Below are 23,246 nucleotides of genomic sequence, written 5' to 3' on the forward strand. Positions count from 1 at the left end.
GGAAAGACGCCGGGATGGCAACAGAATACGAACACCTGAGCCGCGAAGCGCTCATTGAGATGCTGCAGCGGCGCGACAGCCAAATGCCCTACGGCCTGGTGTGGGAAAGGCGCGGGATTGAGCACGACAAGGCCCTGAACAGAGATTTTGTTGGCTTGGAGCTTGATCGGGCCCTGTCGTGCGGCCCCGCCCCATGGCGTAATCTCATCATCGAAGGCGACAACTACGACGCCTTGCGGCACCTGGTCAGCACGCACGCCGGTGAGGTCAAGCTCATCTACATCGACCCGCCGTACAACACAGGGCGCAAAGACTTCGTCTACAACGATAGCTACGTCGACCCGACGAACCGCTATCGGCACTCGACGTGGCTGGAATTCATGTACCAGCGGTTGCGGCTCGCAAAAGACCTGCTGGCCGAAGATGGTGTCATCTTCGTGTCCATCGACGACAATGAGCTGTTCAACCTTGGTCTGCTGATGAACAAGGTGTTTGGCGAGCATAACTTCATTGCGAACGCCATTTGGCAGAAGGTCTTTTCACCCAAGAACACCGCCGTTCACTTCTCGGATGACCACGAGTACATCCTTGTCTATGCGGCCAACCGGGACATCTGGCGGCCCAATCCGCTGCCACGCTCAGCAGCACAGGATAAGGCGTACAAGAACCCAGACAATGACCCGCGAGGCCCCTGGACATCGGGGGACTTGGCTGCGCGGAACTTCTACGGCGAGGGCCGGTACCCAATCGAATGCCCCTCCGGGCGCGTCATTGATGGACCGCCTGCCGGGTCGTATTGGCGAGTCTCCAAAGCGAAGTTCTCGGAGCTGGACGCAGACAACCGCATCTGGTGGGGCAAGGATGGCAACAATACGCCGCGTCTGAAGCGCTTCCTCTCTGAGGTCAAGCAAGGTGTGGTGCCCCAAACGCTGTGGACCTACGATGCGGTCGGCCACACGCAAGACGCCAAGAAGCAACTCAACGAGATACTGCCGAAGGAGCGCAACGAGGATGTGTTCTCGACGCCCAAGCCCCTGCAATTGATGGACCGCATCTTGCGCCTGGCGACAAAGCCGGGGGATTTGGTGGTGGATTTCTTCGCTGGGTCAGGGACGCTCGCCCAAGCGATCCTTCAGCTAAACAAGGAAGACGGGGGCGAGCGTCGCTTCATCCTCGTGTCCAGCACCGAAGCTACCGCCGACGAGCCGGACAAGAACTTGTGCAGCGATGTCTGCGCTACCCGCGTGCGGCGTGCCGCCGAAGGCTATACGTCGGCCAAAGGCCAACAGGTCGAAGGGCTCGGCGACGGTTTTGCATATCTGCGAGCCAAGCACATTCCGACCCACAGACTCGAAGAGCACCTGGATGATGGCCTGGTCTGGTCGTACATCCAAATGAAACACCATCACCCGCTGACTGAGCTGGGAGCGTTGGCTGCGGTCTCGGTCTGGAATGGACAGGCACTCATCTACCTGCCCGCCACCACGGCCAAAATGAAGGCCGCTTTGCGGGATGCGCTGGCGCAGCACCCGCAAGCAATTGTGTACACCTGGACCCCCGCCGCGCTGGTGGGCATGGTCAACGAGAATAATCTGAGAGATGTGCCCACAGACCTGACGCGCGGCTTCAGGTTCGGCAATCTGGGAGGGGACCAAGCATGAGCCGCATCGACCCATTGCTGTTTCAAGAGCGCCACATCACTGCTATCGTCACGCGCTTCCAGAATCTGCGTGACGACTACAACCGCCTGACCAACCCGCAGGAACTGGGCAAGCTGCGCAAGCAATCAGCAGCGGTCATGCTCCAGGCTCCGACTGGTGTCGGCAAGACGTTGATTGCCACAGAAATCGTGGCTCGGTTTTCGTCGTTTGATAACGTGGTCTGGTTCTGGTTCGCGCCTTACGCGACGCTGATTGACCAGGCTGCGGCCAGCCTGCAGCGTCAAGCACCGCAACTGAAGATTCTGAACATCGAGCACCAGCGCACCCCGGATGAGTTGGCATCTGGGGCGCTGTTCGTAATTACGTGGCAGACGGTTGCTACCAAGACCAAGGAGTCGCGCCTTGCTCGCACCACGGGCGATGACGGGTTGTCGGTCGATGACCTTATCGCCCAGGCCCGTGCCCTGGGCCTGCGTGTGGGCGTCGTCGTGGACGAAGCACATCATGGCTTCGTCAAGGCAAAGGAGGCTTACCGCTTCTTTGCTGAGACCCTGGAGCCCGATTACGCCTTGATGATGACAGCAACCCCCAGGGACACCGATGTTGCCAGCTTCGCTGACAAGACGGGCTACCAGGTGGGCGACTCGACAGACTGGGCCAGCATCACGCGTTATGAGGGCTATCAGGCCGGGTTGCTCAAGTTCGGGGTGAAGACGGCTCAGTTCCTGACCGGGAACAATAACGATGCCGCTCTGGTGGACTTCGAAGAAGTAGCCATGTCTGAGTGTGCGGCCATGCACCGACACATCAAGGGCGTGCTGGCCGAGAACGGCATCAAGCTCACGCCACTCATGCTCGTACAAGTCCCCAATGGGGGAGCGGCACTGGACAAGGCCCGCGAGTACCTAACCGGCCCGCTCAAGTTCCCCGAGTCTGCTGTCAAGGTCCATGTCTCCGAAGAGCCCGACCCCAACTTGCAGGCCTTGGCGCAAGACCCAACCGTTGAGGTGTTGGTTTTTAAAATGGCGGTCGCCATGGGCTTTGATGCCCCGCGTGCCTTCACGCTCGCGGCCCTACGTGGCACCCGTGATGCGAACTTCGGCATCCAGGTGGTGGGGCGCATCATGCGCGTGCATCCCCTCTTGCAGCGCCGGCCAGGTACCCCACAGGTCTTGAACTACGGTTATGTGTTCCTGGCGAACCGTGAGGCCCAAGAGGGCTTAGCGGGCGCGGCAACTGTCATTAACAAGCTTCAGGAGCACACCGCAAACACCACGCCCGAAACGGTCGTCACGTTCACGGTGGACTCGTCGTTTGTACAGGTCGTAAAAACGGGCCAGACGGCGGCGATATTTCCTCCGCCCGATCATGCGCAATCCGCCGCCGTAACGCCAGAAAGCGCAGATTCGGCAATCGCAAGTGGCGGCCAAGGGCAGAACGGTACCCCGCTGTTTCAGCACACGTCCGCCCTATTTCCTGAGCTTGCCAAGACCGAACTAACCCATGGCGCGCACGACGGCCCGACGGCGCTAGTCGCCGCATTCGAACTCGATGCGGAAGAGCAGTACGACTACCCGCTGAAGGTACAAGGTCTGCCACAGTTCGTCACTGAAGTTCTGCCGACCAATCCCGACGACTTCGAGGCTCAGTTGGTGTCGTTCGTGGACTTCTCAGGTGTACTTGCCGACCGCGACCGCAGCCGGACTAAGCTGGTCAAGCGGACTGTGGACATCTTTGAAGACGGTGACACCCCAGACGACGAAGATGTCTGGGCCAAGATGTCAGCTATCGGCATCGCGCAGCGGGCCAGGCAGATTGCCTTCGAGTACCCCGACGTGGACAACCGCCTGTTCCTCCAGGCGCTGCGCAAGCGCTTCCGTGACGCTCTGGAGGCGGGCGGCTTTGACCTGCCCGAGTCCGACGAGGGGCTGACGCAGCAGCTTGAGCTGGTGCTAGTACGCAATCCGAGTCTGATTCGGCAGGCACACAAGCGCTGCCGCGCCAGCCAGATTCTGACTCAAACCTTCATGCTGCCGCCTGTGCTTCGGTCCAAGTATCGCCTGGAGCCTGCGAAACGCAACGTCTATGGCATCTTCCCGGCAGACTTGTCGCCGGAGGAGCTTCGCTTTGCCGAGATACTGGACACGTCCTCAGAGGTCGAGTGGTGGCATCGTAACCCTGTGCGGCAATCGGAGTCGGTCGCCCTGTATCGCTGGTCCAGTGGCGTTGGCTTCTTCCCGGACTTCCTGGTGGCGGTCAAGGACCGCAAGGCGGGGGGCGGCGTGGCGCTGGTGGAGTTCAAGGGGCCGCAGCTCCAGCAGTACGACAAGGAAAAGGCCGGGGCCGTGCACATGCACTATGGTCGGGCGTTCATGGTCGGCGTCGGAGCCAAGGACAAGAAGGAGCTACGCCTTTTCCGTCTGGCCGATGGCGACCTGGTGGATGACGGGCTGTTTGAGGTTTCCCGGCTGCGATACGAGTAGAGCGCCCGCATGTACCGGCATCACATGAAGTGTCGGACAAGTGCAACCAGGAAGGCGTCATGCGCCCGGCCAACGAGCCGGGCGCTCGTAAATCCACGTATCAGCACGTGCATCCCTGGATGCCCGACCGCGCAGCGGTCTATGTTGGATGTATGCGTGCCTGAGGTAAAGGGGAGGCTCGGCGGCCTGTGATGGTCAGCATAAGCAGGTCTCTGCCGCCGAGGGGCTTCGCCCCTGAATTATTATTTGGAAGTCTGATATTGAAATGCCTTGCCGGCTTCCGAGAAGCAAATATTGTCAATAAAAGAGTGGGAATCTGAAATTCAACGAATCCATCAGTCCACCCACAAAAGCCGTCAGTCCATGGATTGGTTAGCTATCAGTCCATGGCGCACTATACTTATCTCCCTTCCCTGGAGATAGATAGTGTCAAGAACCGCAGGCACCGTGTGGCCGGAACTCAAGTTACCGCACGGCGTGAAAGAAGATACTCGAATTGCACCGCATGTCCTTGTGCGTAGCTCCGTCTTCAGTACGCTTGAGTATGCTGGAGCCGCCCAGCGCCCGATGATTACCAAGACTGCGCCACTGCTGCTTGATGCTATGTCGCAGTATCGCGTTGAGCAGCTTGACGGACCACGTCTGTCGCAAAGCGACGCTGACTTGATGTTCTGGTTGTTGTCACGTGCTTATCGCTATGGCACCCCGAAAGACGGAGCAACGGTGTTCTTTAAACGAGGTGAAGCGCTCACAGCGTTGGGCCGTAGTCGTGGCGGCAAATCGGACGCGTTGCTAGATGACTCGCTGCAACGCCTATGTTCAGCGGAGTTCCATTTTGAAGAGCGCGACAACGCTACCAAGGAGATGGAGCAGCGAGCTCGAACTCGGCTGCTATCGAAGGTTGAACGCGTTGCCGACGATGCGAAACCCTACGATTACCGCGTCACGATTGCGGACGGCGTGGCGGCGCTGCTTGACGGCGGTAGATGGCTGGCATTCCCCGGGCAGGTGCGTGAAGAGCTTGCGAGCGATCCGCTTGCCCGGGGTCTTCACGCACATTTTGCGTCGAATGACAAAGTAAATCCCACATGGCATGAGACCTTCAAGGGCCAGATGGGCCGGAAGTCGATGCAGACCAGTAAATGGTTGCATGTCCTTGAAAATGCGCTTTCGAAAGTGCAGGCGGCCACGGGGTGGTCTCGATGCGAGTTGGTAAAGGCGGGCTCGCACGCCGGAAAGGTCGTCGTCGAGAAAGGCAACGCCAGCCATCGAAGGGTAAGGAATGCTCCTGGGGCGGCATATGGGCCATCGGATGAGTCGCTATGACACGGGGACTCAGGAGCCTCCGTTCGGGGGCGTGGCGTAGCTGGCCCAAGCACTACACATAGTGCGCGTACAATCATCTGGCTTGGATTCAGCCATTGCATCGTCGCTAGTAAGGTGGTTCGAAGTTGCGAGCCGTGACGACCCCTACGTCTCACGCGCGCCTTAGAATTAACAAAAGACGGGGATTAAGAATGCTAAAAAGAATCAAAGAAATATCTGGGGTTGGGCCTTATATTTCCTGCAAGGCCGCCGCAGTCGAGCTTAAAAAGCTGACTTTGGTCTATGGCAGTAATAGCTATGGAAAGTCTACGCTATGCGACGTATTGAGGACATTGGAGGCTCCTGATACAACTCCGATAACAGAAAGGAAAACCATTCCGGCATCAGCGGCACAAAAAGTGTTGCTGAGCATGTCGGAGGACGGACAACCCGAGATACCTCTGCGATTTCAAGATAACGCCTGGATTGATGCTATACCTTACGGATTGAAATATGCCGTATTTGATTCTGGCTTTATTTCACGCAATCTTTTTACAGGTCAGGACATAGATAGGCGAAACAAAGAGGCCCTAACCCAATTTGTCTTGGGCGAGCAGGGTGTGATTCAGGCCGAGCAAATTGCAGTTGACAGTAAGGCGCAAACTCAAAACAAAAGCGAGTTGAAGGTCATTGAAAAGGGATTTAACGGAATCCCAAATATTCAGGCGTTTATAAGCACTCAGGTTTCCGAGTCAGAGGTGGCAATTGAAACGGCCATCGCTCAGTTGAACGTCTCCATAGACCAAAAGCAAAAGCAGATTGTCAACGCCAATAAGATTGCTGCACGGCCTGAATTGGTCGATTGCCGTTTCGTGATAGGCGCCAGTGATGCGATTAGTCAAGTCAATGAGTTGCTCAAACTTTCACTCCAGGCAGTAGACGACGAAGCCAAAAGAAAGCTGGAGCTGCATATTAAGGCTCACATGCAGGGGCGACCTGATGCCCAGCAGTGGATTCGTCACGGACTAGAATTTGTGCAAGGAAATGATTGTCCATTTTGCTCGCAACCATTCGGCGAAGAAGCCAATGGGCTCATTGATGTATATCGCAAGAGCTTTAATGAGGCGTTCAAGGCGAAGTTCGCCGAAATGAACGCAAGCATGAAGGCTGCATTTGAGCGATTCCAGAAATACAATGGGGTCACTTACGAGGCAAAAGTACAGGCCAATATTAATGCAATTCAGTTGTACCCCGAATTGGTCGAAGGCGAATCGTTCAAGCCACTCCCGCTCACGCTAGAAGAGGCCGCAGTCGAGCTTACTAAATCGGCCGATGCATTTAATCAGGTATGGAGTGACATTCAGCTAAAGTTAGCCCCACTCATTGAAAAGAAGCGCGAAATACCACACGAGGAAATTGAGGGACTCGATAGCGCATCAATATTGTTGGCGGAGGAGGCAATTGCAAAAGCAGTCGCCGGATATAATGCCACGGCACAGAAAATCAATGATGAATTTACCGCATTCAAACGGTCAATAGAAACTGAGAGATTGCAGAAGGAGATAAATTCGCACAATGTCGAGTTAGGGACGCTTGGCCTGAAGAAAAGGCGCCTCCAAATGAATGCCGCATGCGAAGAATACAAGGCGCTATCCGCTAAGATTTCTGAGCTCGACCAGAAAATAAAGAAGGGGCAGCAGGAACTGTCGCAGCAACAGTCTGCTTTCCTTGAGAAATTTTTTGAAAAAATTAATCATTATTTTGTTAAATTTGGGTCGCGAGATTTCACTATAAGCACCGACACCACTCTCGATGCAAAAGGGCATCAACCTGTCATATCGCTTATTGTTAAGTTCAAGGGCAAGAAAATACCAACATCGCAATTGGTGCGTGTTTTTAGTGAGTCGGATAGGCGCGCCTTGGCTTTGTCTATATTTTGGGCGAGGCTCTCCATAATGTCTGACGATGAAAAGAAGAAGACAATATTGGTTTTCGATGACCCTGTTACCAGCTTCGACGATAACAGGATTTCGATAACCATGATGGAGATTCAATCTGCTCTGGATAGTTTCTGTCAAGCGATTTTTCTGACGCATTATCCGAGGCTTGCGCGACACATGCTGGTCGATATGAGATTATCAGGCAGCATGGCAGTTCTGAAGCTGAGCAAAGATTTGAATGGGACCGCATTATCCCATGGCGCGGAGGACGACTTTGTTGAGACGGAGCATCATCGTAAATATAAGAAGCTTAGAAGCTTTATCGACGGTGCGCGGGATAGAGAGATAGACTCTGACCTGAGAGTATTCCTGGAAACTGAGATTCATGAGCGATATAGGCAGCAAATTTTTGACAACGGGCTCGATAAATGCCAGTTAGGTGAGCTAATTACCGGACTTGAGTCAGCAGGCGCGCTTACTCAAGAAAGGGCGAAGAGGCTTCACCAGTTCCGAGAGGCCCTCAACGGCCCTCACCATGCTTGGTCATCTCGCAGCCCTGATGATTGGGCAAGCTTGGCGGAGGAAATGTTGTCCTTCATCTATTGCGACCTATAGCGACGTCTGCGATGTCGGTGTTTTGATGGCGAAAATATCCTTTATCCACACTGGGTACCCAAGCGAATGTGTTGCCCCGAATCTCTTTATAGAGAGAGATTTTGAGGATTATCCATACAAACGCGGGACGGGATTTTTTGCGAGACGAGGAAGAGAGCTCTATTACATTACCGCAAGGCATTGTTTAGAAAGGCACAACAATCTTTCCGTGGAAGAGGCGGCTGGGCGTCTAAGGGTGTTAGTCACGCACAACAAAAGGAATATAAATCCAGATGATTATGTCGTCTTTGAGAAGATTATATCCCTTAGGGACAGCTCTTCGCCGGAGCTTGGCGAGCTGGCTGATATAGTTATTCTTCCTATAACTCGACTGAGTAAAGAGAGGCAAAGAAAGAATCTATTGTCGCGCGCAGTTAAATTGCCGCCAACAGGAGACTGGCTGGATGAGTTCGTCAGGCTCCCTCTGGCGCAAGGTGATATTGCGGCCGAAAGGGGGATTTTATTTTCGTGTATTGGCTACCCGACTTCGGGAACGGAGACGGATTTTTTGAATTTTAAGGATAATAACAATACCGTCTTCCTACAGGCGGCCAAATTTACTGGACATCTCGCACGTTCTGGTGGAGATGATAGGTTGAGGCTAGCAAATATATCTTGGCGAAACGAGCTGGATGGTTTTAGTGGCTCGCCTGTATTTGTTGGGCATAAAAATGCTAATGGCATGCACTATGCGCTGGCTGGAATGCTAGTGACCGGAGGGCAGCAGCAGATTCATTTCATAAAGATAAATGTAATCACGCAAGCATTTGGTGAGGGTTCGTGAGTTTGTCCCGGTGCCTCGGCTTTCCGGGTGCCTCCTTCCGAGCGGCTGCGGCGCATGGCTGCCTTGCTCGCCGGAAAGGTCGTGGTCGAGAAAGGCAACGCCAGGCGCCAACGGGTAAAGAATGCTCCCAGGGCGGCGTAGCGGGTGTTGCCTTGAGTGCGTGAGTGGTACAGAATTGCGGGCATACTCAGGTACAAAAGGCTATCTGAGCGATGCGCCAAGTCATTGTTTTTAAATGACTTTTTATTTTGCAACCCGAATCCCCCTCTCTCCGCCAGTCAAGTGTTTCAGCGATTCTCTGCGAGTCACTGGACTCCCCGGAATGTCACGCCAGACGGACATTTCGTGGGTAACAAGCTGTTTGCCCCGTCCCTAGTCAACCCACATAATCCGACCGTCAAATGTAGGTTGGATCGTGGGTATGGCGTCTTCCAGACAAATCCATCGTTTGAATGCACTGCGCGTCGCGCGTGAGGTCGATCCCGGCCATCACGCTGACGGTGGCGGTCTGTATCTTCCAATTTCGCAAAGCGGATCGCGGTCTTGGATCTTTCGATACTCGTTCGCCAATCGGGCTCGTTGGACGGGCCTCGGCCTGTTCCGCCAATCCGTCTGACCGTCTGCGGCGCACCGTGTATAGGTGATTCACGATGGGCCATGCGTCTTGTCGTCGACGAGCCGGAAGCGTCCATACAAGTCGCAGGCACCGCATTGCAGCCTGCCGCGTTCAATTCGATCGCGCTCGACAGATCAGGCGGCGAACCCACGACATTCGGTTTCCTGAACACAGGGTGAATTCGACTGATCGTCGCAACACTTCCGTATAGGAGGTGGTGCATAGACATGAGAAGCGCTTTGAATCCGCCGCCGCGTTGCAGAAATACCCTATACCATTGACGGCGTGCCCGATAATGGGAAAAGAGCCGCATGAAGAAGGAAGTCGGGCCGCGACGATTCTTCGCCACCGGGCGCGTCTCCCTGAAATCTGCAAGGTGCGAAGTCGAATATTCGTGCAACAGCCGGGCCGACCATCTCGTATCCATGTCCAAACGTGAACGGTCCGCCATCTGAACGTCGTTCGGATCGAGACGTCCGACGTCGCCACAACCTGCGGGGTGTCGAATACAAGTTTCCATCGGCAGTTTCTTGAGACAGATGTATTCAAATGCTATCGAAAAGGGGAACCACATGTATCCGTGGATATGGCTTTGGGCTCCGAATTTTTATTTTCCATTGAGCGGCGCCGTCGACCAGACGATTCAGCCTGATTTGTTCGACACCATCGATCCAGGCGCGGGCAATGGAAGGGTCGAGCGGAAAGCATTCCAGGTTGCCTCGTATGGGCGCCAACTCGGGCTGATCACCGAGGTGCTGCTGGACATCGCCAGGAATCAAGGAACGATGTCGGCGGAAGCGAAAGAGTCCGTGGAATGCCTCGAGCGCATACAGGGCGAGATCGAGCAAATCAAAAAGGAAGAGTCAGAGTCGATCGCCGAGGAAATAAATGCCAGGCTCCTGCAACTGAAGACGCAAAATCCCAAAGAATTTTCACGGCTGCGCACGCAACTCCAGGATATCTTCAAGGAAGACTCCTGATTTCTTATTTCGGCATGCGACGCGGTTCCCAAAGCGGACGCGGTTCAAATTGGATGCTCGACACTTGAACCGGTCCATGTGCCGGTTCCGTTGACCGTGGGAGGCCTGCGTGGCTCGAACCGAGGCGGCCGACGCGGGTTGCGCCCGGGAAGGCGCCCGAGCGGCATTCCCGCCCGCTGATCCGCGATGAAAATCTCGGACACGATCTGCGCTCGCGCCTCGCGCCGCACGACGGCATCACACCGCGAATGCGCGATCGAACACGATCCTGTCGTCGAACGCCAGCGTTCCGTTGGCGAAGATCAGATCGAGGTGATGGCTGCCCTGTTCGCCGCCGCCGAGACCGAGATGCAGGCCCGGATGCCGCTCCTCGAAGCCGGCGTTGCGGCCGTACAGCCCCTTGATTCCGAGGTTCGTGCCGATACCGAACTCCTCGATCTTGCGATGGTTCGCGTGCCGTTCCAGATACGACGCGAAATCGTGGCGAAAGCCAGGATGATCGCTGTCGAAGCCGGCGATCGTGCTGTTCTCGATGCGCAGCGTCGCAAGCCGCTCGGCGACCTTGTATTTGACGGCGAACGGAATGGTGCTGAGAAACGTCCCGCTGAACACGATCGAGCCGTGCAGATCGGCGACGTGCGTCGCGATCTCGCCGGGCACGACGTCGAGGTTGCCCATGCCGTCGACGCTCGTCCATTTCTGATCCGGCTTGAGCGAGCCCGTCAGCAGGTTGCCGGCCTCGTCGATGAAGCGGACCTGCGACGCGCGCGCGGCGGCGTCGATCAGCCGGCCGTTGCGCGCGGCGATGTCGTCGAGCGATTCCGAGAAGGCTTCGTCGAGATGCGGGCCGTAATCCTTGAACAGCACCGACTTGCCCCAGTGCTCGACGATTGCGGGCCGGATTGCCGAAAGGAACGGCGGGCCGCTCGGCGACGGCGTCGGCAGGCACGACGAGTCGTATAGCAGGACGAACAGATCGGAGCGGTCGATCGCCGCGATGATGTCGGCGGGCGGCGTGCTTTCGAGGCAGAGCGTGGTTGCGTCGAGCGATTCGGGCAGTGCGGAAAACGCTTGCAATGCGATATCGCGGTTGCTTGCGTCGTATCCGACCAGCAGATTCGCCGTATCCGAGCGCGCGAGCTTGTCGCGCAGTGCGGGATGAAAGCCGAGTGCGCGGTGCAGGTTCAGCATGCGTGTCTCCGGAAGCGACGGAAGGGCGCGCGCCCTTCCGTCAGATCGAATGGCCTGCTTAGACCGGCCAGAGCGCGGTGCCGAACGGCACCACCGCATCCTCGACCATCATGTCGACGGCTTCAGCATGCGTATCTTCCTGCATCCAGGCGAGCAAATCGATTTGCTGATTTTCCTGCATGTCAATTCTCCAGGTGTTGTGAGCACGAGTTATTCAACATGGAAACATGGCGGCCAGGCCGCCGCTGCTTGCGCGGCATTTCTTGTCAATGCCTTACAAGTGCATTCGATATTACTTGTCGATTTTATTGAATGCAATTGTCGATATTGTTTTTACTTGTCGTGTACTAAACACGGGAGAGGGCACGATGCGTCGCCGGCCGAAAATCGCAATGGTGATTGGAATTGATGTATGAAAGCGAATCCGGCTTCTTAAATAGTGGGAAAGCGAGGAGTGGATTGCATATTGGTGTTTCTGATCTTCGATTCAATTTTTCGAATAATTTCGGGCGCCGGAATTCGAGAGATCGCGCAATCGCGCACGCACATCGGCAGACGGAGACGACGCATTGCGCCGAATCGTCGTCGACGGACGGTCGGCCGCCCGGCATGCCGCCATGTCCTGCCGGTGCTGCGGATACACGGCGTTGACGGGCAGCGGAGCCTGCGCGAACGGTTCGAGCACGGTCACGAGCCGGCCCGCGTCCAGCGCGGCCGCGACGATGAAGTGCGGCAGCAGCGCGACGCCGAGCCCCGCGAGAGCGCGGACAAGGGCATCGCGCATAGCGAGTTCAACCATTCCGCGGACGAACCGGTGCATTTCCTGCAGATCTGGATATCAGCAGGCGAGCGTGAGCGACGACGAAAAGCGCGGGCGGCTGCGCCTCATCGTGTCGCCGGAGGGGCAGGACGGCTCGCTGAAGATCCGGCAGGACGCGCGGGTCTACGCGGGCCTCTTCGACGGCGACGCGAGCGAGCGGTTCGAACTGCCGCCGCGGCGCTTCGCCTATGTGCACGTCGCGCGCGGATCGGTGACGGTCAACGGCGTCGAACTGCGCGAGGGCGACGGCGAGCGGATTCGCGACGAAGCAGCGCTGCAGATCGCGAACGGCAAGCAGGCGGAGGTGCTGCTGTTCGATCTGCGGCCGATCGAAGTCACCGCCGAGTGGGCGTGACGCGGGCGCGCGGTGGATGTTCGCCGGTGAAGCGGTAGAATCCGAATCGTCATATGAAAGTTGGCGGGTCGGCAGGCTCGCCGCTGCCCTTCATGTCGAGCATCGAACTCTACTGCGGCGCCGAAATCGAGCCCGATTCGGAAAAGCGCGTGCTGATCGCGCTTTTCGAGCATCTGGACGCGCGCGGTCTGCCTGCCGTCGTGCTCTCGAACTTCACGATCGGCCGATGCCAGATCGATTTTCTCGTCGGCACCGAATCGACGACGCTGCTGCTCGAGGTCAAGGGTTTTCGCGTGCCCGTCATCGGATTCGTCAACGGCTCATGGTCGAGCGTCTCGCCGGACGGCTCGCTTCGGCGCGAGCGGAACGGCTGGGACCAGGCGCTGAAGAACAAGTATGCGGTGCGGAAACGGCTGGGCGTCGAGATGTCCGGCAGGTGGATTCCCTATCCCAACGCGGCCGTGCTGTTCGAGGCCGGCATCGCGCCCGGCTCGATGTTCGACGAGATGGATCACGAGTGGGTCGCGATTCGCGGAATCGAGCGTCTCGGCGAACTGCTGGCCGCCCGCGCGGGCGAGCCGTGGCCGCTCGATTGGCTGCGCCTGCTCGCCGGCACGCTGAATCTGGATCGCTCGACGCTGCAACTGGCGGTAGCCGGACCGGCGCGGTCGATGGCAGGGCGGCCGCCGTTTGCGGCCGAATCGCCCAGAACATTCGAGCCGTCTGGAGCGGCTGCGCCTGCGCCGTTCGACGCCTCCGCCCCGCCGAACCCGTCCCAGCCGGTCGTCGTGCCGTCGACCGTCCGGACGGACGAAGGGCTGCCTCGCGCGCTGCCGGCAGACGTCGCGCCGGCTCGGCGCGGCGTCGTTCGACGCGCTGCGCCCGCGCCTGCCGTTTGGTCGCCCGCGGCCACAAGCGATGCGCACGCCGCGCGCAACTCGAACGCAGCCGCACGTCCCGGGCTGCCTTCCGTCGCCACGGCGGTGCGGCCCGCCCGCGGCGAGCGGGCGCGCCGCCTGCCGTTGGGCGTCTTCGTACTGTTGAGCGCGGCTGCGTTCGTCTGGCGAAGCGACACGCGCGCTGTCCCGCCGAACGCAACCGCTGTCGCCGCGTCGCAGACGACGACGGTCAAGCCGCCGCGTCCGCATCGCCCGAAAAGGCACGTCGCGTCGAAACCGCGCCGGACGACCGCGCCGGCCGGGACCGATACGGCCCGAGTGGGCGCGGCGGCCGATGCGGCGGCCGTCGCCGAACGGCCGGCGTCCGCTGTCCGATCCGAATCGCCGCCCACGGTCGAATATCCCGTATCCTGCCCGCCAGGCGTCGACCGTCTGGGCTGCAACGGACGCGTGGACCCGGAGTGACAGCCTGGCTGTCCCGCCGGTACGCGATCGACGATCCGATCAACGAAACCGCGCGCATTTGCGATGAGCGGCGGCGAGGCCGCCGCCGCCGATGCGCGATACGCACTGAGGGATTCACGATGAAACTGCTGCTCGTCGGATCGACGGGGCTCGTCGGCCGTCACGTGCTGGACCTGGCGCTCGCCGATCCGCGCGTCGATGGCGTGACGGCGCTCGCGCGCCGCGCGCTGCCCGCGCATCCGAAGCTGCATGCGCCGCGCGTCGATTTCGATCGTCTGCCCGAAGACGCGCCGTGGTGGCGCGCCGACGCGGCGATCTGCACGCTCGGCACGACGATGCGCGCGGCCGGCTCCAGGCCCGCGTTCCGGTTAGTCGATCACGACTATCCGCTCGCGGTTGCGCGCATCGCCCGGCGGCACGGCACGCCGACATACGTGCTCAATTCGGCGCTCGGCGCGGACCCGTCGTCGCGCTTTTTCTACAACCGCGTGAAGGGCGAACTGGAGCGGGATCTGGCGGCCCTCGGGTTCGCATCGTTTACCGCGGTGCGGCCGGGCCTGATCGGCGGGCATCGGGACGAATTCCGCGCCGGCGAGCGAGCCGCCGTGCTTGCATTGACGCTGTTCGGGCCGCTGCTGCCGCGCGGCTGGCGGCTCAATCCGGCGCCGACGATCGCCCGCGCGTTGCTCGACGCGGCGCTGAATCCGGCGCCGGGCGCGCATCTCGTCACGTCCGATCGGCTGACCTGATCGCCGCGCGCGGGTTCGCATGCCGGCGCATCGGGCTCGCTCGCGATTCGCGCCGCTCCCTCAATGGCAATGCTTTCTACGGAGTCTGAATGGACAGTCATATCGCAGCGGTCGAGCTGAAGAAAGCTTACCGGCTCATCAATCATGGCCCGACGGTGCTCGTATCCGCCCGCCACGACGGCGTGGACAACGTGATGGCGGCGGCGTGGGCGTGTGCGCTGGATTTCTCGCCGCCGAAGCTGACGGTGGTGCTCGACAAGGCGACGAAGACGCGCGAATTGATCGAGCGCAGCGGACGCTTCGTCGTCCAGGTGCCGACGGCCGCGCAATTGCAGCTCACGCAGGAAGTCGGCAGCCATAGCCTGTCGAGTCAGCCGGACAAGCTGCGGCGCGCCGGCGTGCGGCTCTTTTCGATCGACGGCCACGACGCGCCGTTCGTCGCGGGCTGCTCGGCGTGGCTCGCGTGCACGCTCGTGCCGGAGCCGCACAACCAGCAGGCGCACGACCTGTTCATCGGCGAGGTTGCCGCCGCATGGTCCGATACGCGCGCGTTCAAGGACGGGCATTGGCAATTCGAACAGGCCGATCCCGCGTGGCGAAGCCTGCATCATGTCGCGGGCGGCCACTTCTATGCGATCGGCGAGCCGCTGTCGGCTCGCGGGGCCGGCGAGCAGGACGCCGAAGCCGCGCTGTAGAGGCGCGCGCCGCGCGCTGCGCTCGACGTCCTCGTCGGCAGTTGGCCGTCTGTCGATCCTCCGACGGCCGATTCGAAACGAATCAGATGCTTCAGCGAGACTGGCTCGGAATGGCGACTCTGAAAAATCCGGATCGCCAGTAGGTCCAGCCGCCCGTCTGAGGCTCGAAAAAACCGTGCAACGGGATTCCGCTGCTGATCGAAAGCGTGACCTTCGTCTCGTCGATCCTGATCGACGCGGGGTTTCCGGAAGTCGGTCCATAGTAGCTCCAGATCAGGGGGTAAACCTTTTCCTGATCGGGCGAGAAGAACAGGCAGACCGGATACGGGATGCATTTCAAATTGTGTTTGAAGATGAGGCTCGTATTGATCGTGTTGTCCGCCGGCCGCCAGTCCGAGTCATAAGCGAAATTGGCGCTGAACGTGGACGGGGATGACGAAATGGCTGATTCGGTATAGGTGATGTCGGTGCTCATCGTGAATTCCTCTTGTTCGCTGGGGGAATCGAATGCGCTATTTCGCGAATGCCGCCGGATGGGGCGAGAGGGTGCGGCGTGCGGCCGGCGCGCGAATGAAAGGAGGCGGCGGGGTACGTATGTTCGCCTCGTCCATGTATGGTTGTGCGCGGAAAGTGTTTTGTCGACTATGAGTTCTGGTAGGGCGGTCAATCGGCCTTCGATCATCGGTCGCAAGACCGGTAACGGCCGGACGGTTTGATTTCTGCTCCGACGCCAGCCGGGGAATCGCGCGCGCAGGCCGGCACGCGTCCTAATACGAATACGCGTCGATCGCCCGCCTGACCTTGCGCAGCGCATCGCGCAGCGTTTGCGGATCGACGGACCCGAGCGCGACGCGGATCGCGTGCGGCACGTGCGCGGACGTCGCGAACGGCTCGGCGGTCGACACCGCCACCCGCTCGCGCATCAGCGCCATCGCGACGCGGTCGGCCCGCGCATCGTCGGCGAGCGGCAGCCACACGAAATACGACGCCGGATGGCGGACGCAGCGCAGCCCCGCGAACGCGCCGGTCGCGATCGCCTGCCGCGCCGCCGCGTCGCGGCGCTTGTCCGCCTCGAGGCGCGCGACCGTCCCGTCGTCGAGCCAGCCGCATGCGATCGCCGTCATCACGCCGGGCGTGTTCCATGTCGTGCCCCGGATCGCGCGCTCGATCGCCGGCATCCATTGCTCGGGCGCCGCGACGAAGCCGACGCGCAGCCCGGTCGCGACGTTCTTCGACAGCCCGGACACGTAGACGGTCGCCTCCGGCGCGAGCGCGGCGATCGGCGCGGGCGGATCGTCGGCGAGGAATGCATACGCGCCGTCCTCGATGATCAGCAGCCCGTGGCGGCGAGCGATCGCGACGAGCCGGCGCCGGCGGCGCGCGCTCATCACCCAGCCGAGCGGATTGTGCAGCGTCGGCATTGCGTACACCGCGCGCACGCGCCGCGTTTCGCAGAGGCGCTCGAGCGCGTCGAGGTCGGGGCCCTGGCCGGACGCCGGAACCGGCGCGAGCTCGAGACGCTGCGCATCGGCGACGACCTTGAAGCCCGGATAAGTGAGCGCGTCGACGGCGACGACGTCGCCGGGCTGCAGCAGCGCCATCGCGGCCACGGCGAGCCCGTGCTGCGCGCCATTGACGATCGCCACGCGCGGCGCGTCGACCGGCAGCCCGCGGCACGCGAGATGGCGGGCGACCGACGTGCGCTCGTGCCATCGTCCGCCGTGCGGCTGATAGCGCAGCAGCGCGTCGAGGTCGCCCGACGACGCAAGCTGCCGCAGCGCACCGCGCAGCAGTTCGGCCTGCTCGGGCAGCGACGGATAGTTGAAGGCGAGATCGACGACGCCGGCGGCGCTCGCGTGCTGGTCGATGCCGAGCCCGCGCGGCAGCGCGGTTTCCCGGACGAACGTGCCGCGGCCGGTCTCGCCGCTCACGAGCCCCATCGCCTCGAGCTCCGCATAGACGCGCGTCGCGGTGACGAGCGCGAGGCCCTCGGCGGCCGCGAGCTTGCGATGCGTCGGCAGACGCGTGCCGGGCGGCAGGCGGCCCGAGCGGATGTCGGCGGCGAGCGTGTCGACGAGGCGTTTGTAGCGGGCGTGGGCCATGCCGATGTATCCATGACAATTATTTGATTGTATTGATTCTCGGACATACGATGCGTCGTTGCAATCGACCCGCGACGGAGACGACGCCATGCATATCGCCATTCTGACTTTCGAAGGCTTCAACGAGCTCGATTCGCTGATCGCGCTCGGCATTCTCAACTGCGTGAAGAAGCCGGGCTGGCGAGTGTCGATCGCGAGCCCGACGCCGCGCGTGCGCTCGATGAACGGCGTCGCGATCGACGCGCAGGCGTCGCTGCGCGACGCGAACGACGCCGACGCGGTGCTCGTCGGCAGCGGCATGCGCACGCGCGAAGTCGTGGCCGACGCCGCGCTGCTCGCGCAACTGCGGCTCGATCCGGCCCGGCAGTTGCTGGGCGCGCAGTGCTCGGGCACGCTCGTGCTCGCGAAGCTCGGGCTGCTCGACGGCGTGCCGGCGTGCACCGATCTCACGACGAAGCCGTGGGTGCAGGAGGCCGGCGTCGACGTGCTGAACCGGCCGTTCTTCGCGAACGGCAACGTCGCGACGGCGGGCGGCTGCCTCGCGTCGCATTACCTGGCCGCGTGGGTCATTGCGCGTCTCGACGGGCGGGAAGCGGCGGAGCGCGCGTTGCATTACGTCGCGCCCGTTGGCGAGAAGGAGGCTTACGTGTCGCGGGCGATGGCGCATGTCGTGCCGTATCTGGCCGCTTCGGCGACGGCCGCGTGAGCGAAGGGCGGCGCGCGTGTCGGTGCGGTCGACGCGGTCGATCGACGGCGAAGCGATACAATCTTGGTGCGTCGAATGACGAATGCAGAACGTCGAACATGCTGAACGGTTGACTCACGACCGACGACCGACGACCGACGCCACGCCGCATTCCGGCGAAACGCCTCGCGAGCCGCTCGCCCGCCTTCAGGAGACCCATGTTGACTTCCGGCATCGCCCGCCGCGCGCATCGCGGCCCGCAAGCGACAATCGACGAAGCCGCGGCCGCCGCCGCGGGCGGCGTCGCCGCGCGCACGTCGCCCGCGAGGATCTTCGCGTTCAACGGCGACGCCGACGGCCTGTGCGCATTGCAGCAGTTGCGCCTTGCCGAAGGGCCGGGCGGCACGCTGGTGACGGGCGTCAAGCGGGACATCCGATTGCTGGGCCGCGTGTCGGCCGCCGCCGGCGACGAGGTCACGGTCCTCGACGTATCGCACGATCAGAACCGCGCGGACGTCGGTCGGCTGCTCGCGGCGGGCGCGCGGTTGCGCTACTTCGACCATCACTTCGCGGGCGCGTTGCCCGACCATCCGAATTTTCACGCGTACATCGACACCGCCGCCGACGTCTGCACGAGCGCGATCGTCGATCGCTACCTGAACGGACGCCACGCGCGCTGGGCGATCGTCGCGGCGTTCGGCGACGCGCTGCCGCGGCTCGGCGAGACGCTCGCGCGCGCGCATCGCATCGCGCCGGCGGCGCTCGAGCGATACGCGCGGCTCGGTTTGTGCCTGAACTACAACGCGTACGGCGAGCACGTCGACGATCTGCATTTCGATCCCGCCGCATTGGCGGAGATGATGCAGCCGTTCGCGGAGCCGCTCGACTTCATCGACAGCACCGACGTGCTGCGCGTGCTGAGCGACGGCTATGACGCCGACCTGCGCTGCGCGCGCGCGGTGCGCCCGGCGGTGGCCGCGTCGCGCGCGATCATGCTCGTGCTGCCCGCCGAGCGCTGGGCGCGCCGCGTGACCGGCGTGCTTGCGAACGAGCTCGTGCGCGAGCATCCGGCGTGCGCGCTGGCGATTCTGAGTCCGAGGACGGACGGCAGCTACGTCGTCAGCGTGCGCGTGCCGGAGAGCGGCACGATCGGGGCGGACGATTTCTGCCGACGCTTCGAAACGGGCGGCGGACGCAAGCGCGCGGCGGGCGTCAACTATCTGCCGGCCGATCGGGTCGACGAGTTCGCCGCGCAATTCCGCGCGAGCTTCGACGCGCCCGCCGAAAGCGCGTAAGACGCGCGGGCGGCGGACACGGCCGGCCGCGCGCGTCGCGTCAATTGCCGCTTGCCGCCGAATTCGCTTCCGTCACGTGCGCGCCGCCCGACGTCAGCATCGTGCGCAGCCGCGCGGCGTCGAAGAAGTCGGAATGCCGCCCGGCCGAATCGAGCAGCACCATCACGACATCGCGCCCGTCGATCGTCGTCTGCATCACGAGGCAAATGCCGGACTCCTTGATATAGCCCGTCTTCTGCACGCCGATGTTCCAGTCGTCGTCGCGCAGCAGGATGTTCGTGCTGTGGTAGTAGAGCGTGCGCAGGCCCGTGTCGACGTCGTATTTCAGATCGGTCGAATACTGGCGGATCAACGGGTACTGGTAAGCGGCCTCGACCATCTTCACGAGATCGCGTGCGGTCGACACATTGTGTTTCGACAGCCCGGTCGGATTCTCGAAATGCGTGTCGACCATGCCGAGCGATCGCGCCTTCTGGTTCATCGCGTCGACGAATGCGTCGCGGCCGCCCGGATAGTAGCGCGACAGCGCCGCCGCGGCGCGATTCTCGGACGCCATCAGCGCGATGTGGAGCATGTCGTCGCGAGTGAGCGTCGAGCCGATCGCGAGGCGCGAGCCCGTGAACTTGTCCTGATCGCGATCGTCGTCGGTCACTTCGATCGGCTCGTCGAGCGGCGCCTTCGAATCGAGCACGACCATCGCGGTCATCAGCTTCGTCACCGACGCGATCGGCGCGACCGACTGCGAATTCCGGTCGAACAGCGCTTCGCCCGTGTGCTGGTCGACCATGTAGACGATGTTCGACCGGAGTCCGACCAGTCGCGGCGTGTCGCGCGGCTCGAACGCGCGGCCGCCGAGCGGCGCGCGCGGCGAGAACGCCACGCGGCGCATGCCGCCCGCCAGCCGGTAGCGGCCGGCCCTCATGTGGTGCGTGGCGAGCGCGTGCCGCGCGAGCGACGCGTGGCCCGGCTGCGGATGAAAACTGGCGGTGCGAATCGAAGCGGCAGCCGCGGGATGCCGCTTCGACACGGGCGATTTCGCCTGCGCGCCGAACGACGGAACGGCGAGTACGGATGCGAGGACGATCGGCAACACCGTTCGTTTCGACGTACGAAGTACGAATCCACACATCGCTTTCAACGAGGAAAACGGTGTCGCTTTCATGGCGCCCCTGTTTTTGGATGCCGGCTTTGGAACGATTATAGTAACGGCCTATTACGGTAGCAATTACAGTGACATAGGGAATATTCCTCATCCAAATTATTTAATTTGAAACGATCGTTTTGCATTCCTGTCGGATGAGGAAATTCACGCTGCGGGAAGGCCGCGCGACGAAGCGCGCCGCGCCCCTGGCGCGCTTCGTTCTGGAATCGATCCCGCCCGGCAGCCGGGATTCCTGCACCGTTTTCCCGGTCCTGTTTCCGATGCGCGCGTCGGCTGCGCGCGCGCACGAAATATGCGAGACGATGCCGATTGATCCAACGCAATGGCGGGTGCCGCGCGCGGCCTATGCTGGGCTTGTCGTGCCGGGCGTCGAGCGAGCGCAGCGCGATGCCGGGAGCCGGCATGCGCGGCCGCCGGCGTCCGCGCACGGCCCCGACGCGCGTCGCGGCCCAAGATGAAAGCGCGCGATGCACGCGCGGCCGCGCATCGCGCCGGTCCGCGCCGCCGTCCATGTGACGGGAGGTCGACCATGCCGATCCACAATGCCGATTTCGCGGCGGTCTTCGCGGAGATCGCCGACTTGCTCGAGATACAGGGCGCCAATCCGTTTCGCGTGCGCGCGTACCGCAACGCGTCGCGCACGGTCGGCGGGCTCGGCCGCGACATCGGCGCGATGATCGCCGACGGCAGGAGCCTCGACGACATCCCGACGATCGGCTCCGATCTCGCCAACAAGCTGCGCGAGATCGCGACGACCGGCACCTGCGAGCTGCAGCAGCAACTGCGCCGGGCGCTTTCGCCCGCGATCGTCGAACTGCTCGGCGTGCCTGGGCTCGGCGCGAAGCGCGTGCGCGCGCTGCACGACGCGCTGCATGTCGAGACGCTCGAGCAATTGAAGGACGCGGCCGAGAACGGCAAGATCCGCGGGCTGCCCGGCTTCGGCGAGAAAACCGAGGCGCACATCGCGGAGGCGATCGGCGCGCGGCTGCGGCGCAAGTCGCAGCGGTTCCTGCTGTCGTTCGCGACGCAATACCTGACGCCGCTCCTCACCTATCTGCGCGAGACGCCGTGCGTGTCCGAGGCGGTCGCGGCCGGCAGCTTCCGCAGGCGGCGCGAGACCGTCGGCGATCTCGACATCGTCGTCACGTCGAGCGATCCGGCGAAGGTGTCGGCGCGCTTTGTCGCGTACGACGAAGTCGCGCGCGTGCTCGCGAGCGGCGACACGCGCTCGAGCATCGTGCTTCGCTGCGGCATTCAGGTCGATCTGCGCGTCGTGTCGCCGGTGTCGCTCGGCGCGGCGCTCGTCTACTTCACTGGATCGAAGGCGCACAACATCGCGATGCGGCGCATCGCGCAGGCACGCGACCTGAAGATCAACGAATACGGCGTGTTCAACGGCGAGCGGCGCATCGCCGGCGCGACCGAGGAATCGGTCTACGCATCGATCGGCCTCGCCTGGGTGCCGCCCGAACTGCGCGAGAACCAGGGCGAGATTGAAGCCGCGCGCGAGGGCCGGCTGCCGACGCTCGTCGAGCGCAAGCATTTGCGCGGCGACCTGCATGCGCACACGAACGCGACCGACGGGCGCGACAGCCTGCACGACATGGCGCTCGAGGCGCGCAAGCGCGGCCTCGACTATCTGGCGATCACCGATCATTCGCGCCGGCTCGGCGTCGCGCACGGTCTCGACGCGGACCGTCTCGCCAGACAAATCGACGAGATCGACCGGTTGAACGAAACGCTCGACGGCATCGTGCTCCTGAAGGGGATCGAGGTCGACATCCTCGAGGACGGCCGCCTCGATCTGCCCGACGGCGTGCTCGCGCGGCTCGATCTCGTGGTCGGCGCGGTTCACAGCCATTTCGATCTGTCGCGCGCCGCGCAGACCGCGCGCGTGCTGCGCGCGATGGACCATCCGTATTTCACGATCCTCGCGCATCCGTCGGGGCGGCTGCTCGGCGAGCGCGACGCATACGACATCGATCTCGCCCGCGTGATCGAGCATGCGCGCGCACGCGGCTGCCATCTGGAGCTGAACGCGCAGCCGCAACGGCTGGATCTCGCCGACGTCTGGTGCCGGCAAGCGGCCGAGGCCGGCGTGCTCGTGTCGATCGATTCGGATGCGCACCGTCGCGAGGATCTGGGCCATCTCGGGATCGGCGTCGATCAGGCGCGGCGCGGCTGGCTGACGAAGGAGCAGGTGCTCAACACGCGCACGCTCGCGCAGTTGCGGCCGCTGCTCGCGCAGACGATGGGGGGCGGTACGGCGTCGTCCGCGGGCGGCCCGGCCAAGCGTGCGCCGGCCAAGCGGACGGCCGTGCGCGGCACTGATGACGGCGGCGCGCGCCGCACGAAGAAGAACGCGCGCGGGGCGGCCTGAGCGCGCCGCCACGGCAGTCGCAAGT

At 62.0% G+C, this 23,246-nt stretch carries 19 protein-coding genes and 3 pseudogenes; 16 read left to right on the forward strand and 6 right to left on the reverse strand.

The genetic code is table 11. The annotated features are described in order from the left end of the window. The first annotated feature begins 14 nt into the window (after positions 1-14). The 8 genes and pseudogenes from WT16_RS25760 to WT16_RS25775 all read left to right on the forward strand — a co-directional run bounded on the left by WT16_RS25760 (position 15) and on the right by WT16_RS25775 (position 10,423). Complete coding sequence (locus WT16_RS25760) at positions 15-1,661, forward strand: site-specific DNA-methyltransferase (protein WP_063534522.1); 1,647 nt, start codon at positions 15-17, stop codon at positions 1,659-1,661. Further along, positions 1,658-4,144, forward strand: coding sequence for a DEAD/DEAH box helicase family protein (locus WT16_RS25765; protein ID WP_063534523.1), 2,487 nt, complete (start codon positions 1,658-1,660; stop codon positions 4,142-4,144). The genes WT16_RS25760 and WT16_RS25765 overlap by 4 nt, the downstream gene beginning before the upstream one ends. 567 nt (positions 4,145-4,711) lie before the next feature. After that, positions 4,712-5,470, forward strand: coding sequence for a replication initiator protein A (locus WT16_RS33980; RefSeq protein ID WP_156521496.1), 759 nt, complete (start codon positions 4,712-4,714; stop codon positions 5,468-5,470). Positions 5,471-5,661: 191 nt separating this feature from the next. Then, a complete protein-coding gene (locus WT16_RS25770) occupies positions 5,662-8,004 on the forward strand; it encodes an AAA family ATPase (protein ID WP_082874998.1) in 2,343 nt (780 codons plus the stop codon). Between the two features lie 25 nt (positions 8,005-8,029). Continuing rightward, positions 8,030-8,827, forward strand: a complete 798-nt coding sequence (locus WT16_RS33985) for a hypothetical protein (RefSeq protein WP_156521497.1) — start codon at positions 8,030-8,032, stop codon at positions 8,825-8,827. Positions 8,828-9,248: 421 nt separating this feature from the next. Beyond that, positions 9,249-9,422, forward strand: a pseudogene (locus tag WT16_RS35210) (Arm DNA-binding domain-containing protein); the annotation flags it as partial. Positions 9,423-9,484: 62 nt separating this feature from the next. Then, entirely contained in the window at positions 9,485-9,622 is a 138-nt protein-coding gene (locus tag WT16_RS33990; RefSeq protein ID WP_156521498.1) for a hypothetical protein, read from the forward strand. A gap of 393 nt (positions 9,623-10,015) precedes the next feature. Further along, on the forward strand, positions 10,016-10,423 hold the full coding sequence (locus tag WT16_RS25775; RefSeq protein WP_063534525.1) for a hypothetical protein: 408 nt from the start codon (positions 10,016-10,018) through the stop codon (positions 10,421-10,423). A 237-nt stretch (positions 10,424-10,660) separates the two neighbouring features. Here the strand turns inward: WT16_RS25775 and WT16_RS25780 are convergent, their stop codons facing one another. From WT16_RS25780 to WT16_RS35215, 3 genes and pseudogenes are all read right to left on the reverse strand, one after another. After that, positions 10,661-11,614, reverse strand: coding sequence for a hypothetical protein (locus tag WT16_RS25780; RefSeq protein ID WP_063534526.1), 954 nt, complete (start codon positions 11,612-11,614; stop codon positions 10,661-10,663). A gap of 58 nt (positions 11,615-11,672) precedes the next feature. Next, entirely contained in the window at positions 11,673-11,795 is a 123-nt protein-coding gene (locus WT16_RS35460) for a hypothetical protein (protein WP_009893885.1), read from the reverse strand. Positions 11,796-12,218: 423 nt separating this feature from the next. Further along, positions 12,219-12,398 (reverse strand): annotated as a pseudogene (locus WT16_RS35215) (LysR substrate-binding domain-containing protein); the annotation flags it as partial. On the opposite strand from WT16_RS35215, the pseudogene WT16_RS25790 reads away from it, so the two are divergent. From WT16_RS25790 to WT16_RS25805, 4 genes and pseudogenes are all read left to right on the forward strand, one after another. Then, a pseudogene (locus WT16_RS25790) lies at positions 12,375-12,789 on the forward strand (quercetin 2,3-dioxygenase); the annotation flags it as partial. The pseudogenes WT16_RS35215 and WT16_RS25790 sit on opposite strands and share 24 nt — an antisense overlap. Positions 12,790-12,881: 92 nt before the next feature. Continuing rightward, on the forward strand, positions 12,882-14,153 hold the full coding sequence (locus WT16_RS34575; protein ID WP_197486503.1) for an NERD domain-containing protein: 1,272 nt from the start codon (positions 12,882-12,884) through the stop codon (positions 14,151-14,153). A 119-nt stretch (positions 14,154-14,272) separates the two neighbouring features. After that, positions 14,273-14,902: an NADH(P)-binding family protein gene (locus tag WT16_RS25800; protein WP_015603045.1), complete on the forward strand. Its 630-nt coding sequence runs from the start codon at positions 14,273-14,275 to the stop codon at positions 14,900-14,902. 89 nt (positions 14,903-14,991) lie between these two features. Beyond that, complete coding sequence (locus WT16_RS25805; protein ID WP_059934824.1) at positions 14,992-15,597, forward strand: flavin reductase family protein; 606 nt, start codon at positions 14,992-14,994, stop codon at positions 15,595-15,597. Between the two features lie 91 nt (positions 15,598-15,688). Here WT16_RS25805 and WT16_RS25810 read toward each other — a convergent pair whose 3' ends face one another. Continuing rightward, the gene (locus tag WT16_RS25810) at positions 15,689-16,072 is read right to left on the reverse strand and encodes a hypothetical protein (protein WP_006028513.1); all 384 of its coding nucleotides are present in this window, start codon (positions 16,070-16,072) and stop codon (positions 15,689-15,691) included. Between the two features lie 292 nt (positions 16,073-16,364). Further along, positions 16,365-17,699, reverse strand: a complete 1,335-nt coding sequence (locus WT16_RS25815; protein ID WP_059934823.1) for a PLP-dependent aminotransferase family protein — start codon at positions 17,697-17,699, stop codon at positions 16,365-16,367. Between the two features lie 88 nt (positions 17,700-17,787). On the opposite strand from WT16_RS25815, the gene WT16_RS25820 reads away from it, so the two are divergent. Together WT16_RS25820 and WT16_RS25825 are read left to right on the forward strand one after the other, a co-directional pair. Then, entirely contained in the window at positions 17,788-18,405 is a 618-nt protein-coding gene (locus tag WT16_RS25820; protein WP_006028515.1) for a DJ-1/PfpI family protein, read from the forward strand. A 197-nt stretch (positions 18,406-18,602) separates the two neighbouring features. Beyond that, positions 18,603-19,679 carry a DHH family phosphoesterase gene (locus WT16_RS25825; RefSeq protein WP_006028516.1) on the forward strand — a complete coding sequence of 359 codons (1,077 nt, stop codon included), beginning with the start codon at positions 18,603-18,605 and terminating at the stop codon, positions 19,677-19,679. A gap of 40 nt (positions 19,680-19,719) precedes the next feature. Here the strand turns inward: WT16_RS25825 and WT16_RS25830 are convergent, their stop codons facing one another. Beyond that, positions 19,720-20,808, reverse strand: coding sequence for a serine hydrolase (locus tag WT16_RS25830; protein WP_063534528.1), 1,089 nt, complete (start codon positions 20,806-20,808; stop codon positions 19,720-19,722). 167 nt (positions 20,809-20,975) lie between these two features. Here WT16_RS25830 and WT16_RS34000 point away from each other — a divergent pair, with 167 nt between their 5' ends. Both WT16_RS34000 and polX read left to right on the forward strand, forming a co-directional pair. Continuing rightward, on the forward strand, positions 20,976-21,299 hold the full coding sequence (locus WT16_RS34000; RefSeq protein ID WP_063534529.1) for a hypothetical protein: 324 nt from the start codon (positions 20,976-20,978) through the stop codon (positions 21,297-21,299). 71 nt (positions 21,300-21,370) lie between these two features. Next, positions 21,371-23,221 carry a DNA polymerase/3'-5' exonuclease PolX gene (polX, locus tag WT16_RS25840; protein WP_063534530.1) on the forward strand — a complete coding sequence of 617 codons (1,851 nt, stop codon included), beginning with the start codon at positions 21,371-21,373 and terminating at the stop codon, positions 23,219-23,221. Positions 23,222-23,246: the final 25 nt, after the last annotated feature.

It is taken from the genome of Burkholderia sp. MSMB1589WGS, from assembly GCF_001636105.1.
GTDB lineage: Bacteria > Pseudomonadota > Gammaproteobacteria > Burkholderiales > Burkholderiaceae > Burkholderia > Burkholderia humptydooensis.

Coding starts and splice junctions, on each gene's coding strand:
- WT16_RS25760 (WP_063534522.1), top strand. CDS start 15: ATGGCAACAGAATACGAACACCTGAGCCGCGAAGCGCTCATTGAGATG.
- WT16_RS25765 (WP_063534523.1), top strand. CDS start 1,658: ATGAGCCGCATCGACCCATTGCTGTTTCAAGAGCGCCACATCACTGCT.
- WT16_RS33980 (WP_156521496.1), top strand. CDS start 4,712: ATGATTACCAAGACTGCGCCACTGCTGCTTGATGCTATGTCGCAGTAT.
- WT16_RS25770 (WP_082874998.1), top strand. CDS start 5,662: ATGCTAAAAAGAATCAAAGAAATATCTGGGGTTGGGCCTTATATTTCC.
- WT16_RS33985 (WP_156521497.1), top strand. CDS start 8,030: ATGGCGAAAATATCCTTTATCCACACTGGGTACCCAAGCGAATGTGTT.
- WT16_RS33990 (WP_156521498.1), top strand. CDS start 9,485: ATGCGTCTTGTCGTCGACGAGCCGGAAGCGTCCATACAAGTCGCAGGC.
- WT16_RS25775 (WP_063534525.1), top strand. CDS start 10,016: ATGTATCCGTGGATATGGCTTTGGGCTCCGAATTTTTATTTTCCATTG.
- WT16_RS25780 (WP_063534526.1), bottom strand. CDS start 11,614: ATGCTGAACCTGCACCGCGCACTCGGCTTTCATCCCGCACTGCGCGAC.
- WT16_RS35460 (WP_009893885.1), bottom strand. CDS start 11,795: ATGCAGGAAAATCAGCAAATCGATTTGCTCGCCTGGATGCAGGAAGAT.
- WT16_RS34575 (WP_197486503.1), top strand. CDS start 12,882: ATGTCGAGCATCGAACTCTACTGCGGCGCCGAAATCGAGCCCGATTCG.
- WT16_RS25800 (WP_015603045.1), top strand. CDS start 14,273: ATGAAACTGCTGCTCGTCGGATCGACGGGGCTCGTCGGCCGTCACGTG.
- WT16_RS25805 (WP_059934824.1), top strand. CDS start 14,992: ATGGACAGTCATATCGCAGCGGTCGAGCTGAAGAAAGCTTACCGGCTC.
- WT16_RS25810 (WP_006028513.1), bottom strand. CDS start 16,072: ATGAGCACCGACATCACCTATACCGAATCAGCCATTTCGTCATCCCCG.
- WT16_RS25815 (WP_059934823.1), bottom strand. CDS start 17,699: ATGGCCCACGCCCGCTACAAACGCCTCGTCGACACGCTCGCCGCCGAC.
- WT16_RS25820 (WP_006028515.1), top strand. CDS start 17,788: ATGCATATCGCCATTCTGACTTTCGAAGGCTTCAACGAGCTCGATTCG.
- WT16_RS25825 (WP_006028516.1), top strand. CDS start 18,603: ATGTTGACTTCCGGCATCGCCCGCCGCGCGCATCGCGGCCCGCAAGCG.
- WT16_RS25830 (WP_063534528.1), bottom strand. CDS start 20,808: ATGTGTGGATTCGTACTTCGTACGTCGAAACGAACGGTGTTGCCGATC.
- WT16_RS34000 (WP_063534529.1), top strand. CDS start 20,976: ATGAGGAAATTCACGCTGCGGGAAGGCCGCGCGACGAAGCGCGCCGCG.
- polX (WP_063534530.1), top strand. CDS start 21,371: ATGCCGATCCACAATGCCGATTTCGCGGCGGTCTTCGCGGAGATCGCC.